This window comes from Marinomonas gallaica, assembly GCF_001639745.1.
GTDB classification, from domain to species: Bacteria; Pseudomonadota; Gammaproteobacteria; order Pseudomonadales; family Marinomonadaceae; genus Marinomonas; species Marinomonas gallaica.
The window spans coordinates 37,985-56,802 of sequence record NZ_LTAX01000019.1; the positions used below are offsets into that span (position 1 = coordinate 37,985).

The 18,818-nt window shown below is 44.7% G+C and carries 10 protein-coding genes; 6 read left to right on the plus strand and 4 right to left on the minus strand.

All coding sequences use genetic code 11. The features are described from left to right. Positions 1-12: 12 nt before the first annotated feature. From AYW76_RS14965 to AYW76_RS14980, 4 genes are all read right to left on the minus strand, one after another. Complete coding sequence (locus tag AYW76_RS14965; protein ID WP_067222438.1) at positions 13-630, minus strand: transglutaminase-like cysteine peptidase; 618 nt, start codon at positions 628-630, stop codon at positions 13-15. Between the two features lie 77 nt (positions 631-707). Beyond that, complete coding sequence (locus AYW76_RS14970; protein WP_067222441.1) at positions 708-1,601, minus strand: OmpA family protein; 894 nt, start codon at positions 1,599-1,601, stop codon at positions 708-710. A 12-nt stretch (positions 1,602-1,613) separates the two neighbouring features. Further along, positions 1,614-2,474 (minus strand): hypothetical protein, encoded by an 861-nt coding sequence (locus AYW76_RS14975; protein ID WP_067222443.1) that lies wholly within the window; start codon positions 2,472-2,474, stop codon positions 1,614-1,616. 16 nt (positions 2,475-2,490) lie between these two features. After that, positions 2,491-3,816 carry a TolC family outer membrane protein gene (locus AYW76_RS14980; RefSeq protein ID WP_067222445.1) on the minus strand — a complete coding sequence of 442 codons (1,326 nt, stop codon included), beginning with the start codon at positions 3,814-3,816 and terminating at the stop codon, positions 2,491-2,493. A 370-nt stretch (positions 3,817-4,186) separates the two neighbouring features. Between AYW76_RS14980 and AYW76_RS14985 the strand changes: the two genes are divergently transcribed. The 6 genes from AYW76_RS14985 to cpaB all read left to right on the plus strand — a co-directional run bounded on the left by AYW76_RS14985 (position 4,187) and on the right by cpaB (position 18,808). After that, positions 4,187-14,770: an Ig-like domain-containing protein gene (locus AYW76_RS14985; RefSeq protein WP_067222446.1), complete on the plus strand. Its 10,584-nt coding sequence runs from the start codon at positions 4,187-4,189 to the stop codon at positions 14,768-14,770. A 160-nt stretch (positions 14,771-14,930) separates the two neighbouring features. After that, a complete protein-coding gene (locus AYW76_RS14990; protein ID WP_067222449.1) occupies positions 14,931-15,740 on the plus strand; it encodes an OmpA family protein in 810 nt (269 codons plus the stop codon). 163 nt (positions 15,741-15,903) lie between these two features. Beyond that, complete coding sequence (locus tag AYW76_RS14995; protein ID WP_067222453.1) at positions 15,904-16,872, plus strand: peptidoglycan-binding domain-containing protein; 969 nt, start codon at positions 15,904-15,906, stop codon at positions 16,870-16,872. Positions 16,873-17,302: 430 nt separating this feature from the next. After that, on the plus strand, positions 17,303-17,491 hold the full coding sequence (locus tag AYW76_RS19555; protein ID WP_067222457.1) for a Flp family type IVb pilin: 189 nt from the start codon (positions 17,303-17,305) through the stop codon (positions 17,489-17,491). 45 nt (positions 17,492-17,536) lie between these two features. Beyond that, positions 17,537-17,959 carry a prepilin peptidase gene (locus AYW76_RS15005; RefSeq protein WP_197467836.1) on the plus strand — a complete coding sequence of 141 codons (423 nt, stop codon included), beginning with the start codon at positions 17,537-17,539 and terminating at the stop codon, positions 17,957-17,959. Positions 17,960-17,986: 27 nt separating this feature from the next. Then, the gene (cpaB, locus tag AYW76_RS15010; protein ID WP_197467837.1) at positions 17,987-18,808 is read left to right on the plus strand and encodes a Flp pilus assembly protein CpaB; all 822 of its coding nucleotides are present in this window, start codon (positions 17,987-17,989) and stop codon (positions 18,806-18,808) included. Positions 18,809-18,818 lie beyond the last annotated feature (10 nt).

The following is an 18,818-nucleotide window of genomic DNA, read 5'->3' on the forward strand; positions in this document are numbered from 1 at the left end:
TTTTGGTCAGTGCTACTTTAAAATGCCTTGTTTCATTCGAGCGCGCATTTGTCCCCATTGATGCATAGAGCTCTCGAACCCTTGTTTGCTAGAGACTTGCGAAGAGTCCCTTAAATCTTGCGCATTGAAGCTGTAAATCGGAATTAAATCCGAGCGCACGCTGGCTTTTAAAACGCGGTCAGTCAAACTGTCCAATACCAAAGGTTCAGAGTTTGGGTTTCTAAAATAGGTCAAAACCATATGTGAGCGTTTAATACGTGTCGCTGTTACATACGAAAAGTAGATTTTTTTTTCGTCTACACCCATGGCCAATAAAGTAAAGTACTTAGCGATAGCAAAGTCTTCTGCATCGCCTTTATCCTTCGCTAAAAATTCGGCAGGAGTCGCCCAAAAATCTTTTTGTCCCCAAGCCGCTTCATCTTCCATGTATGTCACTTTACTAAAAAAATCATTGACCAAATTAACCTGAAGTCTTTCTGGTTTACTGGCGTTTTCACTGATAAGTGTTTGTAGTGCTTGTATGCGGCGCACAGCCAGTACACCGTACTTTAGTTTTGCCGTAGAAATTTCTTTTTCAGAAATGATGTTATCAAACGATACGCTTTGTACGGGTAAAGTGACAAACAACATGACCAAAGTCCATTTTGTAATGTGGTGCTTTAATCTGTCCATTTTTACCCGTACAACGTCCCGTGACTGTGGAGCGACTACTGCGGTGTCTGCATTGCAGCCGCGGCAGGCAATTCTTCTTTTATCATAACCTCTAATTCAATACGACGGTTTTCTTGGCGACCGCTTGCTATTGAATTATCGGCTAAAGGTTCAGACTCACCTTTTCCTAGCAGATAGATACTTGCAGGTTCTATATCAGAGTTAGTCGTCAAATAATCCTTAACACTGAGAGCCCTATTCCATGACAGCTGTATATTATCCGCAGCGCGACCCACATAATCAGTGTGACCAGTGATCAGAATCATCTCATCGTCACGCAAATCTTTAAGAGGCGCTAAGTCATCTTGCAATCGCTTTTCTTGGTCCGGTCGAATAGCGTAAGATCCGGTATCAAATACAATATTTACCAACACCGAAGTACGTGGTTTACAACCGTTTTGATTAACTTCAATGCCTGCAGGTGTGTCCGGACACAGGTCCATAGTGTCTAAAACACCGTCACCATCTGAGTCATTAACCAACTTACAGCCATGAACGTCGACTTTAGTGCCTAAGGGAGTAAGCGGACAGCGATCATTGGCATCCAAGACACCGTCATAATCACCGTCTACTTCACAGCCTAAAAAGTTAACATTGCGCCCGCTAATCGTGTCTGGACATTGATCGTTTTTATCATAGACGCCGTCATTGTCTGAATCTAGAGCACAACCGATGCTATTAACAGGTTGCTGTGCTTCAGAGTTTTGACATTGATCCTTAAAGGACTCGGTCATATCCTGATCTCGATCATCGTAAATTTCAATGATATCACTAGGAGACAGGTTTTTGTCTTTTATAGAATGAACATCTTGATTTTGAGGTTCTGCTTGAGCCAACATACTTATTGACAGTGCAGCAGTTGCAGTAAGAGACAGCCATACAAACTTCATGCAGAAAATCCTTTATTTAACTTGGTTGACAGCGTTGATGCGCGTTAATGCTTTATCTAATAATTGCTCAGCAATGTCGCTTGCTAGAAAATCAAATGCTTTTTGTTCTGCATTACCCTCTTTGTTAGCTTTATAAGTAGTCATATTGCTAACTGTATGAAATGTCTGGGCATTCCTATCTTTAAGCTCAAAGTCAGCGATCACTTCGATGTCACCTTCGTTATCGTAAGCATCAATAAAATACTCTAGGATAAGAGAAGGACGACGAGCGCTGATGTTGAAACCTTCACTTTTGAGTCCTGCCACAAGCATACCTTCAAACTCTTCGGTTTCTGGTGTCAGTGCATCCAGACTGATTGTGAAGTCACCAAATAGGCGATTTAACTGCAGATCCATCAATTCAGCCATACGCTCGTTTGCTAATTCAGGTGCCTCGTCAAACTGGCTTGTTAAAGCAATCTTCAAGGCTTTGCGTCGCTCAAGTGCAGGCAGTGCAGGAAGTAAGGCCCAAAGCTGATCCAGGTTGCTACCGCGGTTTGAGGCATGAACAAATTCTGACAGTCTCGCATCCGTTTGTAATAAGTCAGCGGTTAACTGTTCTTTATCTGCGCTAGCGAGGTAAGTGAAATCTAAGTTTAGGTGATCACGTACAGCATGGCGAACTTGCGCTTCAAAGGACTGAGTTGCGATGGCTCCCTGCTCTCGATGTGCCAAAACGTTACGCTTGAATGATTGTTCAAGAGCCTCCGCAGTGACTATTGTACGGGCAGTAGCGTCACTGTTCGGCGCATTTTGATGAGAGCTACAAGCTGTAAGCGCAACGCTGCTGACAAGCAATAGACCGATTAGATGTTTATTGATTCGAGTATCCATAGCTGAAATCCCTATATTAATTATTGTACGCAAACTGCTCATCAGCATCGATAAAATCATAATTCAGATCGAAACTAGGCAATAACGTACCCATACCCGCCATAACGCGATATTGTGCTTTCATTAGCTCATATTCACTGCTAATTAGGTTTTGCGTGGCACTGTAATATTCGTTTTCAGTGTTAAGTAAATCGAGTAGCGTACGACGGCCTAGTGTGAACTGGTTACGGTATCCGGTAAGGGTGTCATAGGTCAGTTTGATATGTTGTTCTATATAGTCGAGTTGCTGCTCAACATAGGTTTTGGCGTTCCAAGCGTAGCGTAAGTTTTCGATGACTTGGCGGCGAGTGTTGTCGCGTACTTCATTAGCTTCTTGATACTCATGTTGAGTGCGATCCTTATCCGCTGAATCACCACCACCGTTGTAAAGGTTGTAGCTCAAGCGAAGCATAGCTTGAAAGTTATGATCCTTACCTTCAATGCCAGAGATGTCGTGGTCAAATGTCTGTTCTACTACCAAATCAACACGAGGGTAATGAAAGCGGCTTGCAGCTTTATATTGGTACTCTGTTTCTAAAACATCATTATTGGCGGTACGTAGAGTTGGGTGTTCGTTTAGTGCGAACTCCGTTGCGTCCTCCAAATTATCAGGTAGTGATTTTAGAAATACAGGCTTCACCAAAAGATTGTCTGGATCTCTGCCTAAAACCCTTCTGAAACGCGCTTGTGCATCAAAATAATTGTTTTGCGCTGCAGAGTAGTTCGACTCAGCTAGGGCTAAACGAGCACTTGCTTGGTCTACCTCTACTTGATCTCCAATACCCGCATCATTACGTTGAACGATTTGCTCAAAAATCTGCTGATGCGTTCTCATGTTTTCTAAAGCGAGTTGACGGAACTCTTGTTCCTTCAGCAAATCAACATACGACTCGATCATTTCAAGCGCCACATCATTAGCGCTCGCAACGGCAGCAAATGCTTGAGCATTGGCGCGATATTCTTGGCGTTTCACTTCATTAACATCGCCAAAGCCATTAAATAGGTTTTGCGTTAAAGATAGCGATGCCTCCTTACGGATGAGTCCGTCGCCTTCGTTATTAATAGTCTGATTATCTACTTCTTCGTAGCCTATGCCAGCGTTTAAATCGATCGATGGTAAGTAGCCACTTTTGGCACTACGAATATCAGCCTGATAGGCGTGGTAGCGTTTTACCTCTGTACGAAATTCAGGGTTGTTAACGACAGCATCACGTACAGCGGACTCTAAGGTCATAGAAAAGCCAAAGCTCGACATGCCGATAGATGCCAAAATGGCTGAGTAAGGCAATAATTTAATAAGCATAATATTCCGTTGCTTCCAGTTTTTGATAACGATATTTGACGTCAGATAGTCGCAAATCTTAACCCTGTGAAAGAAACAATTGTAGTTATTTTAAATTTTTATGTAACAGAGATTAGTGTAAATGTAACTTTGTGTAAAAATGTATGCGTTTTTTTGATTTATGTCAGGTTTGTTTGTTTTTTTAAAGAAATTTGGAGGCGACAGTAATGAGGGCGCTTGATTGAAAGTTAATGTAGGCAATTGCGGGTGAGGGTGTGTTCGGAGTGTTGATTTGGTTGGTGTTACCAAAAACTGTCCTTTAGGACAGTAGTAGCATTATTTTATCCTGTTATATTAGGTCTAATTTCAGTTAATTTAGAGGGAGCCTGATATGGCTGTTGCAGCGGGTAGAGTTATTGGTATCAATGGTGAAGTTCTTGTGTTGAATTCAGATACGCAGGAGGTTCGTGTTGTTGAGGAAGGCGCGCAAATTTATTTAAATGAAACCATCATCACTCAAGAGGGTGCTACCGTTGCAGTAGAAACCATCGATGGTAAAACTATTTCTTTGGGTGGCGATACCCAATTCTCCCTAAATAACGACGTTGTTCCCCTTCAGGCTCTAGAAGGGTTGCCTGATGAGCTTGTAGGGCAATTTGAGTCCTTGCAGAGAGCGATTATCGATGGGCAGTTTCAAAGTGCGGACGGCCAAAATCTTCAATTGCCAGCGGAACAGCAGCAGGTCATTCAAGAACGTGCACAAGTTATCAGTGATTCGAATCAAACTGAGGAAGAGCTGAGCTCGTCAAGTCAGCAAGGTGTTGAAGAGCAACGAACTGCCGGTGAAGGTCAAGTGACCGCTGGTTATGTAACCGAAACTCGAGATGTCGAAGTGGAAGTGTCCGCTCGTCAAGAGGTTAACGATACGCCGCAGCTAATTGTGCCAGAGCCTGAACCGCAACCAGAGCCTGAGCCGCAACCAGAGCCTGAACCGCAACCAGAGCCTGAGCCGCAACCAGAGCCTGAGCCGCAACCAGAGCCTGAGCCGCAACCAGAGCCTGAGCCGCAACCAGAGCCTGAACCGCAACCAGAGCCTGAACCGCAACCAGAGCCTGAACCGCAACCAGAGCCTGAACCGCAACCAGAGCCTGAACCACTGCCTAATCCACCACCACGTACGCTGATTAAGATTGTTGCTGCTGGGGAAGATGGCGAGCCTCTAAAAGACGGTGATGGTAACTATATTCAAGTGAACCAGATGCCAGAGGGTGGTGAGGTATATTATGTCGCTCTGGCATTTAGCCCTAATACAAGAGTGTTCAACGATGACTCTCGCCTAGACTCGCAGGAGGGCACGGTTGACTTCACTTTCACAGACGGATCCGCAGTGCGCTCGGGTGCGATCGTTCAGGGAGACAACGATTTTGCGCCTCAAGCCTCTTTGAATGGCATTTCATTAGGCACGGCTGTGTCTGCAGATGCCTTAGACGACTACCTTGCCGAAGGTAACGAGATTTACACGGTTGAGATTGACAACTATACCCACTCCGATCCTCGTGCGTACGCAGCCATATCCATTGTCAATGACAAGGTGACCACCACTATTATTGATAACCCTGCGCAAGATACGGAAGATCCAGATACACCGACAGAACCAACGTATACGGGCGACCCAAATGATCCAGAAGGTCCAGTGGCGTACGGACCTGAAGACACTGTATACGTGCGGATTGTAAATAATGACACAACACCAGAAGGTGGTGAGCTTGAACACACAGTTGAGCTTGTAGACAGCGAAGGTAATCCAGTGACGGTTCCTGTCGGTGAAACGATCACCGTCAGCTTGAACTATGTGGGCACTGGCGATAACCCAGCGGAAGCAAATGATTACACGGCGCAAACCAGTGTGACGATCGCGGGGGGCAACAACAGTGCCACAATCACTAACGTTGCGTTAGACGATTACTTCGCCGAAGGCAACGAAGAGTACACAGTCAACATTAGTGGTGTATCACAATCGAATGGCACCTATGAGAACGTTGCGATTGATGCCGATGACGATCGTGTGACCGGCACGATTACCGATAACCCGGCTAGCACAGAAGAGCCAGACACCAGCACCGATCCAGATGACCCAAGTGCTGGCAGTTACGGTGCCGACGATACCGTGTATGTGCGGATTGTAAATAATGACACAGCACCAGAAGGCGGTGAGCTTAAACACACGGTTGAGCTTGTAGACAGCGAAGGTAATCCAGTGACAGTGCCAGAAGGTGAGACGATCACCGTCAGCTTGAACTATGTGGGCACAAGCGCGAATCCAGCCAGTGGCGACGATTACACGGCGCAAACCAGTGTGACGATCACGGGTGGCAACAGCAGTGCCAAAATCACTAACGTTGCGTTAGACGATTACTTCGCCGAAGGCAACGAAGAGTACACGGTCAACATTGACGGTGTCACACAGTCGAATGGCACCTACGAAAACGTTGCCATTGATGCGCAAAATGATCGTGTCACCGGCACGATTACCGATAACCCAGCCAGTACAGAAGAACCAGATAACAGCACGGATCCAGATGATCCCAATTCTGGCAGTTACGGCCCTGAAGACAGCATCTACGCTATTATTGAGGATAGTCCTACGGTCTTTGAAGGCAATGATCTTACGCATACAGTAACCTTGGTTGATAAAGATGGTAATGAAGTAACGGTCCCAACCGGTGAAACCATCACCATCACACTTACCTATAATCCAGATGCAACGGTAGATGCTGACTTTAAAAATGATACGGCCAAAACAGTCGCGGTTACCATTGGCGAAGGGCAAAGTAGCGCGACGATTACGCATACTTCCAAAGACGATTTTGTTGAAGAAGGTGATGAGTCGTATACCGCGACAATAACAGCCATCAGCCAAGATCAAGACACCTATGAAAATATCGCCATTGGCAATAAAGATGGCGATAAAACGTCCGCCACAGGAACGATTAAAGATAGCGTTAGTCTTGGTGATCCAACTAATGCCTACGTTGACGAAGACAAATTTGTAGTCGGTAGTGCAACGAGCACTATTACAGAAACCAAAACGTTAAATATCAGTGCATCAACCGATGATGATGGCTATGTGCTGAGCTTTGTAGGTGCTCCTACGTTTACATCGGATGATACTAACTACTCAAGTACTGCACCCGCTAATTTGACATCAAATGGCACGGCCATTGAGTATGTCGTCAATAATAATACCATCACGGCTTATGCGGGCAATGGCCGTACAGATAGCGATAAAGTATTCGATATCACTCTAGATAAAAATGCGCCGGGCGGTAGCAATGATAGCTATACCTATACCCAGTATCAAAATATCGACCACCCGACTACTGATGTAGATGATGATGTGGTGCTGACATTTGGCTATCAGATCACTGATCAAGGCGCTACCAGTGCCACCGAAGAGTTTACAGTGACGGTTAATGACTCCTTGCCTGAGGCTTCTCCAGATACTGTTACCATGGACGAGGATTCGTTAGCAACGTTCTGGCTTTCTAATGAAGATTTCAAAGATGGTCAAATCACCATTAGTCCTACTGGTGATGCCGCGGATAACCAGATTCTGGATGCAAACCAATTTATTAGTTTATACGACTCAAATGATAGCGATCACTCAAATCCAATTGGCGTGTTAACCAACAATGGTGACGGTTCGTTAACTTTCGTTCCCAAAGCAAACTACAGCGGCAAACCAGATTTTACTTATACCGTGACTGATAACGATGGTGATACGGCGACTGGTACTGTAAACATTACGGTTACTCCGGTAACGGATACTCCTAACGGATCAGATATCGATATAAACATCGTCGAAGACAATGCTAATACGCAAGAAGGCACTTATTCAGTCGTACTAAATCTTGTTTTGCCAACCTCCGGTGATGCGACGGACGAAACAGCAGATGATAGCGAAAACGATGAGCCGGAGCGCTTTGGTTTAATTACTCTTTCTGATATTCCAGATGGTGTCATCATAGAGAAAGCTGATGGTACAGATTTATTAAACGGCACGGCGAATGCTGGTAACAGCATTAAAATCTACATTGATCCAAGTGAAGATGGCCAATCTAAGTTCCATTACAGTGGTATCGATACCACAGGCGCGATTACGCTCACTAAAACAGAATTTGAGAATCTGAAGTTTATCCATGTGGAAGATGATGCCAGCAACTTCACGATCAAACAAAGTGTTACCGCTTATGAAGTAAATGATGCTGGCGTAATTCAAAACGGCGTTGATGGTGTTACTAAAGAAGTTGATATAAAAGTCGATGTCTTAGCCGCGACCGATCCGGTTGAATTAGTATTTGATGATAGTGATGCATCACCTGGTGACGGTGATGTTGAAGACAATGAAGGTGGCTCTGATAATAAAGTGTACTCACAAACAATGGATGAGGACACTTGGTTTGATATTGACGATATTCTGCGTGAAACCGTCAATGATAACGACACGTCTGAGACCTACAGCATCAAATTGACTGGTCTGCCCGAAGGCTCAACCATCAAAGTAGGTAGTAGTGAGCATACCATTACAGCTTCCGAAGCGACCAATGGCTACACGTTTAATTTATCTGGCAAAGAAATCCCAAATCTAGAATTCAAACCGCCACAAAACTTTAGTGGTGATATTAAAGGCATCGGTATCCAGCTGATTGCCCATGACGATGATTCGGATTCAAGTCACAGCGATGCTTCACAAACAGGTACAACGATGACTGGTAATACAACTGTCTATGACACCTATGACGAGGTAACGTTAAACCTATATGTCAGCCCAGATGCTGATAATGTAAATCTACCTGACCGCAGCACTCAGGAAGACACCGCAGTAAAAGCCTTTTCGGGACTCGCTTTAAAAGATACAGATGGTTCAGAAAGTATTACTCAAGTGGTCATCAAAGATCTGCCGCTAGGCTGGGTGTTAAAAGATCATAATGGAAATGCTGTGTTGACGGGTAACGGTACGGATGACTACACCGTTGACGTGACAGATGTCGGCTTAGCGAATTTTAAAAATTACACACTCACTCCGCCAGCTCACAGCAGCTCAGATATTGACCTGTCAGTAGATGTCACCGTGGAGGACTCAGTTGCGACGTCTTCGGGCGATGTAACTTATACTACGGATACTGAAACTTTTAGTCATACGTTAAAAATTGCTGTTACACCGGTTGCAGAAGTTACAAACAGCGATGACACAGTAGAGGATGCAACTGATACTGACGGTGACAATACGTCCGACTTAACCATTAACCCTGACCACGCCTATGGCTCAAGCCCGCTGGAAGATGGTGATGATGGTACGGATACACCTGTCTGGTTTGCACTCGGAACAAACAATGGTTTTAACCTGAAAGATAGCTGGACGAACCAAGACGATACTGATCTTGCCTATGACTCCAATAGCCATACACAGACCAACTCTGAGCAAACCTTTGCCTTATTCACCTTTATGGATAGCAGTAATAACCCTATTACTGGCTCTCAATATCGTTACAAGGACGGTAGTAATAATTGGGTGGAGCAGACTGATACCAGTGGACGAGTGGAAATCCCAGTAGAATACTTGAACACACTGGAGTTTATTGCGCCGCCAAACTTATCGGGTGAGCATAAAATTCTAGTGGAAGCGAAAACGGTTGATCACGACGAAGATAATCCAAATACGCAAAATACCCAAATTAGCGGTGAGTCTTACCTAACCTTTACCATTGATCCAGTGGCGGATGATGTCACCGTCGCGATCAAACAGTCATTCGGCAACGAAGATGCTGGGCGTAATGCGGATGGTACCGCGGATGATGCAAGTGCTGCTAACGGTATTGAATTAAACGTGAAAGTCACCACAGAAGATGATGATAGCTCCGAGTCGCAGACGATTATCTTAAGCAAAATCCCTGATGGTGCAGCCGTTTACTACGATGGCAAGTTGTATGAAAAAGGGGATGGCGCTTATGGAAAAGGCGCCGCTGATAACAATGGACAGTGGAATGACAATGACTACCGAGTCACACCAGCTGATACAAATACTGGCGATGGCACATGGGAGTTGACCATTGATAACTTTGATAACGACGCTGACTTCAAATACATTCCTGTTTATAACGATAACAGCGATGTTGATTTATTGATGGACGCATACTCTGTTGATGGTAGTAACACCAGTACCTCTGTAGAAGATCTTGCGATTAACGTAAAAGTGCAGGGGGTCGCCGATACGCCGACCCATGACGCAACGGATACTGTTTCTCTAACAGATAGTAACGGTCAGCCTCATGACTACAACGCCATTGTGCACGAAGGCACTGCCAGTGTTTCGTTACAGGATTTGTTTGTTAATGATCAACCAAACTTTAGCTCTGCAGACATCGATGGTGTTGATGACTCAGAAGGTTTGTTTGTAACGATTAAGCTTACTCAAGATCAAGTGGATGCTGGTTTTGGTATCAGTGGCTCAGGCGTTACTCAAATTACGGCGACAGAGTGGATTGTTGAATCTGCGAACTTTGGTAATGCTAACCTAGATATCCCTACAGACTTTAATGGTACGGTTGGTTTTGATTTAGACCTGCAAACGGTCGAAGACGACGATCTAAGCGGTGACACCCAAGGGGATTCTGACAAAGTTAACATTGGCTTATCTGTCTTAGTCACTCCGGAAGCTGAAGGCACGGTCAATAACAGTGCGACTCAAAGTGAAGACCAAGACCAAGTATTGGATTTTACTTTCACCGCGAACGGTGGCCCGAACGAACAATTAACAGGGGTATGGATCAATACGGAGTCTATTCCGGAAGGTATCGAACTGATTACGCAAAATCATGGAACGCTAACACAAACAAGCGCCGGATCAGCGCAATGGGTGCAACTTGACGTCACGAATAATACCGTTGAGCAAGTGACGGCGCGTTTCGAAGATAGTCTACACGACAGCGATGTAGACTATACCTTTGACTTCCGCTATACCGTTTCGGACAGTACGCCAGCGGGAGATCATCCGTACACAGACACGACGCCAACAGGCGATAGTTACGATGGAACGGTGCCTACTACGGATTACGTGGAGGCGACCTACAATGTCACAGTCAATGCAGTGACCGATACCACGACCCTAAATCTAGGCACAATTATCGATGTTGATGGCGATGGCAACAGTAACCTGACCTACGATGCTGGCACGAAAACAGTGACGGTGACTGACAACACGATCTTTGAAGTACCTTTCACGCTTATTGCTGATGATATGATCGGTGAAGGCAGCTCTGGAAATGGCCAAGATATTGATGGCTCAGAAAGCATAAAGCAAACTGTTGAGCTATATGGTGTGCCTGAAGGCATTGATATTGAAGGTGGTACGTACTTAGGTGACATTACCGACAGTAATGGTGACTCCGTTCATACAGGGCGCTGGCGTGTAGACATTAATAATGATTTGACGATTGATAATGCTACGGGTGAAACCAATAGCATTAGATTTATTGTGGACCGTGAGACCTATACGAACATTGAACAGGATATTACCATTCGTGTGAGTCACCAAGATAATGGCGGCAATACGTTATCGAATGACGTGACATTTAAATTAGTCATTGATGGTAATACTTTTGGTGATAACGGTACCGGCAGTGATCCTGCGCCAACCGATCCAATGGATCTTGTCGTGGCGCTCAACGATGTCGATTTTGTCGAAGATACGGCGCGTACATTAGACGAATTGGTAACGGTAGAGGATGGCGATACGTCAGGTGATAGCAGTAAATACACTATTACTATTAAAAACCTCGATGGGGCCTCTTTATCTGGTGCCGAGTATATTGACGAAGACGGTGGGTACTACACACTATCAGGTGAAGGTGACGTAGATGACGTAATGGCTTCACTAGGTCAGTTATCGATAACGCCAGATAGTAATGAAAACATTAATACACCAACGACGGTGGACTTTGATATTGCCATTACGACCTACGGTCTAAATGAACACAATAGCTACCCGATAGACGATGCTAGCTTTAAGATTGCGCCGGTTACAGATGAAAGTAGTCTGTCTATCACAGGCTCAACAATACAAGAAGATACCGCCACGGACTTTGTTATCAATTTGACTAACGCTGCAGATGACCCACGCCAAATATTGGTTGATGGCAAGCTGTATATTCAAGTGACTCAGACGGTGAGTACGGATGGTGGTAATCTAGGGGTATTTACATTAAATGGCAGTGCATTACTAGCCACTACAACGATCAATGCTAACGAAGTGACAGACGGTCAGTCGCCTTCGAATGCACTTCCTGCAGGTGATTATATCGTTATTGATGCTAACTTTGGTAACAGCATCACCATCACTTACACACCGCCAGCGAATCAGCACGGTAATGAAGTTAGCATTAAAGCTTGGGCGTTAACGCAAGAAAATCCGCAATCTTCTGGTTATCATACGGCAACTTGGCTTACTTCGGATGAAGTCACGGCAACGGTGCAGTCTGTGAATGATGGGTTGGTTAATCCTGACCCAATCATGGCGGGTGATGAAGATGGCATAGCATTGCTAGATCTAGGGGATAATGTGGCACTCGGAGATGACAGTGAAAGCATCACCTCAGCCACGCTTAGCGGTGTACCTTTAGGCTTTGAAGTTGTGCTAGATGGTGTTGTGCAAACGGGCACTATATCCGGTGTGGACGCTAATGGCGATTACCTTTACGACTACACCTTTAATGTCAACTCTATCGTCGATCTAGAAACGATTGGTATTCAACGCACTGCGGCGGTAGAGCATTTCTCGGGTACGATTGAGGTAGGTTTAGCGATTACTTCTGGCGAGTCTGGTAAGGAAACCGCTCAGTCATGGCCTAATCTCGAAGTTGACTTCAATCCAGTGGCGGATGACTTACTGAATATGGAAGCCACTAAAACCTTTGGCGATGAGTACACTTGGACGGCACTGAACCTGAACGCCAACGTGGCGGATACTGATGGCTCAGAAACGTTAATGGTCACGTTTGAAGGGGCAAATGTAGCGCTAGACGATACCGCACTATTCCGCCTAAATGGCACAGTGCTAGACGCATCTCAAGCGAGCTTTGACAATGATAAATGGACCATTACCGATGTGCCTTATGATCAGATCGGCGATATTGAACTGCTTTATCATGCCTTTAATGATGATGTGAACGTAACGGTGCAAACGGTGGACAGCGTAACTGGTCTGCCAACAAGTACGTTGAAACTAGGTTCAACAGACACTTTCAACTTACGCTTGGATGAAAGCCAAACAATCACCACCGGCGACGAAGATAATACTATTATCGTGACCTCAGCAGATGGTGCGACCGTAAACTCTGGTGCCGGTAATGACACCATTGTTGGCGGTGCAGGGGATGATACCGCTATATATGGCTCAGATATTACCGCTTATCAAATGCGCTACGATGTCAGCTCTGGAGAACTAACGATCTCAGGGATTGAGGGTACAGATACGCTAACCAATATCGAGCAGCTAACCTTCAATGGCACGACCTATACCCTAGAACTGGGCAGCGACAATGATGACACGATCAACGTGGCAGGCAGTGGACGTTATTTGATCATTGCTGGCGCAGGGAACGATAACATTACGGCCGATGCTGATGACTATATTATCTCAGGTGATGCAAGTAGCTTGACGGCGCCAGTACTGTTTAGCTCGTTGGATACAACAGATAATCCGGAAGGAACTGCGAATAATGGCATCATCATCGATGGCATCGTTGAAGGCATGTACTACGAGACCTCCTCAGGTATGACGGGTTACACAGATGCTCAAGGTGGCTTTAGTTACCAGAACGGTGACAGCGTTACCTTTAGTGTGGGTGGTGTATTGATAGGTACCGCGATGGCAGACGACCTGGCGCGTGGCAATGTCTTCCTGCAAGACTTAGCGGATGTGTCTCGTACCGACCTGTCTAATGACTACGTACAGAAAATGGCTGTGTTCTTACAGTCACTGGACAGCGAAGGCAACACCGCTGGCGGTATCCAAATATCGGCTGCATCGCGCGAGGCCCTTGCTTCGACTTCGTTGAACTTAAACTCAGCGAGCATGGATGACGTTAATAATCTATTGGTTAATCAAGGTATTACGCCAGTAGAGCTTATGACGGCAATGGAGCACGTCCAAGACATGCTGGTCAACTACACCGAGCTTGATGAAGCAGACTTTGGTGATGCCCTAGAAGAGCTAGTCGTCGCCGAAGAAAGCCTTGAGCAAGTGTTAGACGACGTATCATCGGAAGAGCTGGCTGAGCCAGCAGCAGAGTCTGATGACACGACCGACGGTAAAGTTGACGAAAACATCACCGAAGTGGAGGACGTCTTACCGGAAGCCACCGACATTGCAGACGATGCTGAAGCAGCAACGGATGAAACCGAAGCAGCAACAGACGAGGCAGAAACGCCAGACATTGAAGCAGTTGAAGAGACTGATGCGGCAGTAGAAGAAGAGGTTGAGCCAGAAGCAACTGATATTATTACTGACGACAGCTTTATGTTCGGCGCCGCAGACGACGATACTACTGAGACTGAGACTGAGACTGAGACTGAGACTGAGACTGAGACTGAGACTGAGACTGAGACTGAGACTGAGACTGAGACTGCAGACGAAGAAAACTTTGATAGCTTCCTGACCGACGACGCCATCATTATCGAAGAAAACGCCTTCGAAGAGAAGGGATCGGACGTAGAGCTGGAAACAGAGCTGCCAGCGGCAGAAGAAATATTCGAGCCAGAAGCAGAAGAAGTCCCACTGCCAGAGCCAGCTACTGAACAGGCAACGGAAGAAGCTGTAACAGAGCCCGCTGAGGTCACCCCTGCAAACGATACCGTGGTGATTATGGATAACCCTGATATTCAGCCAGTGCAGGAGCAGAATCACAGCGACTTCTAAGTTCTAATATTGTCAGCCCCAAAAAACCGTGATGTATGACATCACGGTTTTTTTTGATTTGTTCAGTTCTTAGTGCACTAATGCGTTAGGTTTAGTAACCTAGCTCATCATGTTTTAACAGATTAATAAGTGTTATGAGGCTATGGTCAAGAGGAGTGCAATGTTGAAAAAACTTGGCGTGTTGCCGTTTATGATGTTGATTGGTGCTTATGTAGCTAGCGCTCTGGCAAAGTCCGTGGACTATGACGATGCGATTACATCGGCCGCGCAGTTTGATCAGCAATTGGTTCAGGATCAAGGCGCGCAAGACATCGTGATGTTTTTATCGACCATTGAACAGGGTCTTACTAAACAAGATGTCGATGCGCTATTAGGCACACCTTACAGTGTTGAGCATCTAAATGATGGTTATCGTTGGGAGTACAACGTCAGCATCCCTACATCGTCGAATGCCTTTATGGGGTGTCAATATCGTATCGAGTTCGATAAGTCGAATACAGTTCGTTCGTCGGATTGGCGTAAAAGCGTATGTGACTTATTATACCAACAAAGCACGAATGGCTTAGATTCTGCACACCAGCAAAAAGCGGAAGTATTCACTTTGTTAAGTGATGTGTTGTTTAGTTTTAACCAATACCATTTAAGTCCAAATGGCATTCAAGCGTTAGATCGTTTTATCGACAACTTGCTTACGCGTTATGATTCGCCAGTCATCACTGTAACGGGGCATACTGATGTGATTGGTGATGCCGAAGCGAATGTGTCACTGTCTAAGCTTAGAGCGAGAGAAGTTGCCAAGCGCTTCCTTCTTAAAGGCATTGAAAAAAGCAATGTATTAGTGAAAGGGGTCGGCCAAACTCGCCCCATCGTTGTTTGTGAAGGTGAGCAAAAGGATAAAGCGTTGATCAATTGCCTAGCGCCTAATCGACGTGTTGAGATAGAGGTTTACGAAACGCCTAATGCATCTTGAGTTCTCATACAAGGGTGTCCATAATAGCGACAGTTTATGATTTCTTTACATTTATTGTTTAGATTTGTTAAAACCAATGTATGAATGACTCTGTTAAGAAGTGATTAGGTGGATATAAAAAATTGCTTCCGACGCACGCACTTGAAAATAGTAGGAAACGCCTGTGAGTACGAATAAAAACCGCTTGTTATTAGGCTCAGTGCTAACAGCTTTAGCCCTGTACATGCCATTTTCTTATGCTCAAGCTGATTTGGCTATGGAGCAGCCAATTCAAGTGCCTTCGCCAACAGACTTAGAGGTAAACGCTGGTGAATGTTGGGTTTACGGCCAAATCAAACCTCGAGCTGTCGAGAAAACAGTGGCTGTGACGGTAAAAGATTCTCACACAACCATTGAAGTAACCCCTGCTGAGATTAAACGTGGTTACAAGCGTGTTGTGACGCGCGAGGGGACAGTGACGTATCGCTTACAACCGGCGACCTATAAACGCGTGTCTGAGCAAGTGCTTGTTCGACCTGAAACCACTCGATTTGTGAAAGTACCTGCTGTTTATGAGCAGCGTCAAAAACGTGTGGTTATTGAAGAAGCGCGTACCGTGATCGAGCAATGTAATTCCTTCGGTGGAACCGCTGCGTTTTGCGCCAAAGAAGTTCCTGCAAAAGAAGAGTGGGTTAAAGTACAAGTGCTTGTCCAGCCTGAACAAAGTAAAGTTGAGGTGGTGCCAGCAAAATACGAAACCGTCACCAAGTGGGTGATTGATCAACCCGCTCGTGTCGTAGAGGTTTCTCTAGCGCCGAAGCTGGAAGACTTACCTGTTGATGAAGTGGTCAAACCTGCCAGCGCTAATCCTCGACAAGTCCCAGCTCAAACTCGTCAGATGCAGATGAAATCCTACCAAGGAAAGCCGAAAATGGTGATGCGTCAGGCGGTTTGTAATGGTGATTTAAACGCGACCCTGATTATGACTCTGCAAGTCAAACTTAACAGAAATGGTTATAACCCTGGGCCTGTAGATGGCATGCTGGGCGAGAAAACCATCAATGCGTTGCAAGCGTTTCAGGGTGAGAGTGGTTTGGCAGTCGGTGCGATTACTTTTGAATCATTGGATGCTTTGGGCGTTCGCCACAACTAGCGAGCAACTCATTGCGTTACTTCTGAAAGCCAGCCTTATGTATATAAGCTGGCTTTTTTGTTTTAACGTTGCTGTGTACCGTTAAGTGATATGAAAAGTCTGAAATTTTTGTTGAATATGATACGTTCGCTAACTAATTGTTTACGTAAAGTTACAAAACAGTTTGTTTTGCGCATTTTATGTGCATTGACGAAGGTCACAATATAGGTATTATTCTAGAGGATTATATGTTGCTATAAGATACAAATTCATTTTCATTTGGCGTATAAAGTCATAGCTTCAGGGCAGTTAATTTATTTCCATGCTCTACTAGAGATGTTAGATTTATATCAATAGTAAAAATGAGTTGAATTGTTGTAATGTGCTAAAATTGGGGTATTGGGTAGATTCATCCAATATCTACTAATTTAAAGTTTAAGGGGTAACTAAGATGTTGACTAAGCTGTTTGTTAAAATGCAAGCGTTTATGGCCGATCGTGAAGGTGTAACCGCGATTGAATACGCAATTGTAGCGGTTGCTATTGCAGGTATTGCTGCTGCAGTTTTTGGTACTGATGGCGGATTAGAGGACGCCTTGCAAGGAGCAATGAGTACATTAAGAGGCAAGATTCCTTCTTAATACTTGGCTAATATATATTATCTACTTCTTTTTGGGGTCTTTGTCTTGCTGACAAAGATCTCAATAGAAGACTTTTGCTACAGGCAAGTTAAGCATAAATATCTGATTATATTATCGATGTTGTTGTTATTCACATGGTTTAGTGTGCCTAACTATCATGTGTTGCCTTATAGTGTGGCAATTTTAGTGTCAGGTTTGTTGTTGTTCTCATTTAGGCTGCTTGGTGCAGGCGATACTAAGTTATTAGTTGTGTTGAGTTTTGGTGTTGACCCGATTCTAATACCTCTTTTGTTGTACGCTACAGTGCTATTGGGCTGTCTACTAGCCTTAATTTATTGGGCTTATGGCTGTATTACCAACTTATCTGCTGTTAGAGAAAAGGGAATTCCTTACGCAATCCCAATTTCTATATCTGGTTGGTCATGCGTTGCTCTTTCTTATATGGACTGGTTTAGTATCAATTTATAGGATGTATAAATGCGATCAAGATTCTTCATGATAGTGTCGCTAGTTGTATTGGGCATTGGGTTAATAGGGATCTTGTACATTAAAGCATCCTCTGTGCCAGATACTCCAGCACCTTCTTCGTTGCTAGCTGCGGTAGAGACTCCCGAAACACGTTATGTCATATGGACTGCCAAACATGACATATTGGTGGGTGATGCAGTGTCGAGGGAAGATCTTCGCATTGAAAAAATTCTAGAGGCGGATGCATTCGAGCTTGGAATTAAACAAGATATAGACATTACATTTGTTGAAGGGATGGTGGCGAAAACGAACATACCAAAATTTTCGCCTGTCATGCCTGAGAATATTGTCACTCCAAACCAAGATGGTTACTTTAATTTAGTTATTGATTCTGGCTATGTTCCTGTCCCTCTTTCTGTGTCGAAAAAGCTTCTTCTCGGTGGTCTAATTGAGTCTGGTTCAATTGTTGACTTACTGGTGATGACGTCATCAACACAAAATCTAGTTAATGGACCCCAAATCCGAGATCTGTCTAGCGTCTCTATTGCTCCCCTGTTTATTGGAATAAAAGTTCTTCAAGTCAAAAAACCTAAAGTTCAATCCAATATCCAAGACAATATCAAAAAGTCAGCTGAATCTGTACCTGAGCCTCAGGATGTAACATTGATACTGCAGCTTACTCGAAAGCAAGTCGCAAAATTGACTATTGCTCAAAACATCGCTCAAGTTGAAGTTCACCTCTCCAATGGCGAAACGTCTGCGTTCGAATTATCGGCTGATTCAGGAGATATACTGTCTGATTATAAATCAGTTCGTGAATTACGTGCTCGTAGTGAAACTGTTCAATAAGGATGGATAT

What these genes read in the sequence shown, in the direction of transcription:
- AYW76_RS14965 (WP_067222438.1), bottom strand. Translation starts at nt 630, where the DNA reads ATGTTGTTTGTCACTTTACCCGTACAAAGCGTATCGTTTGATAACATC.
- AYW76_RS14970 (WP_067222441.1), bottom strand. Translation starts at nt 1,601, where the DNA reads ATGAAGTTTGTATGGCTGTCTCTTACTGCAACTGCTGCACTGTCAATA.
- AYW76_RS14975 (WP_067222443.1), bottom strand. Translation starts at nt 2,474, where the DNA reads ATGGATACTCGAATCAATAAACATCTAATCGGTCTATTGCTTGTCAGC.
- AYW76_RS14980 (WP_067222445.1), bottom strand. Translation starts at nt 3,816, where the DNA reads ATGCTTATTAAATTATTGCCTTACTCAGCCATTTTGGCATCTATCGGC.
- AYW76_RS14985 (WP_067222446.1), top strand. Translation starts at nt 4,187, where the DNA reads ATGGCTGTTGCAGCGGGTAGAGTTATTGGTATCAATGGTGAAGTTCTT.
- AYW76_RS14990 (WP_067222449.1), top strand. Translation starts at nt 14,931, where the DNA reads ATGTTGAAAAAACTTGGCGTGTTGCCGTTTATGATGTTGATTGGTGCT.
- AYW76_RS19555 (WP_067222457.1), top strand. Translation starts at nt 17,303, where the DNA reads ATGTTGACTAAGCTGTTTGTTAAAATGCAAGCGTTTATGGCCGATCGT.
- cpaB (WP_197467837.1), top strand. Translation starts at nt 17,987, where the DNA reads ATGATAGTGTCGCTAGTTGTATTGGGCATTGGGTTAATAGGGATCTTG.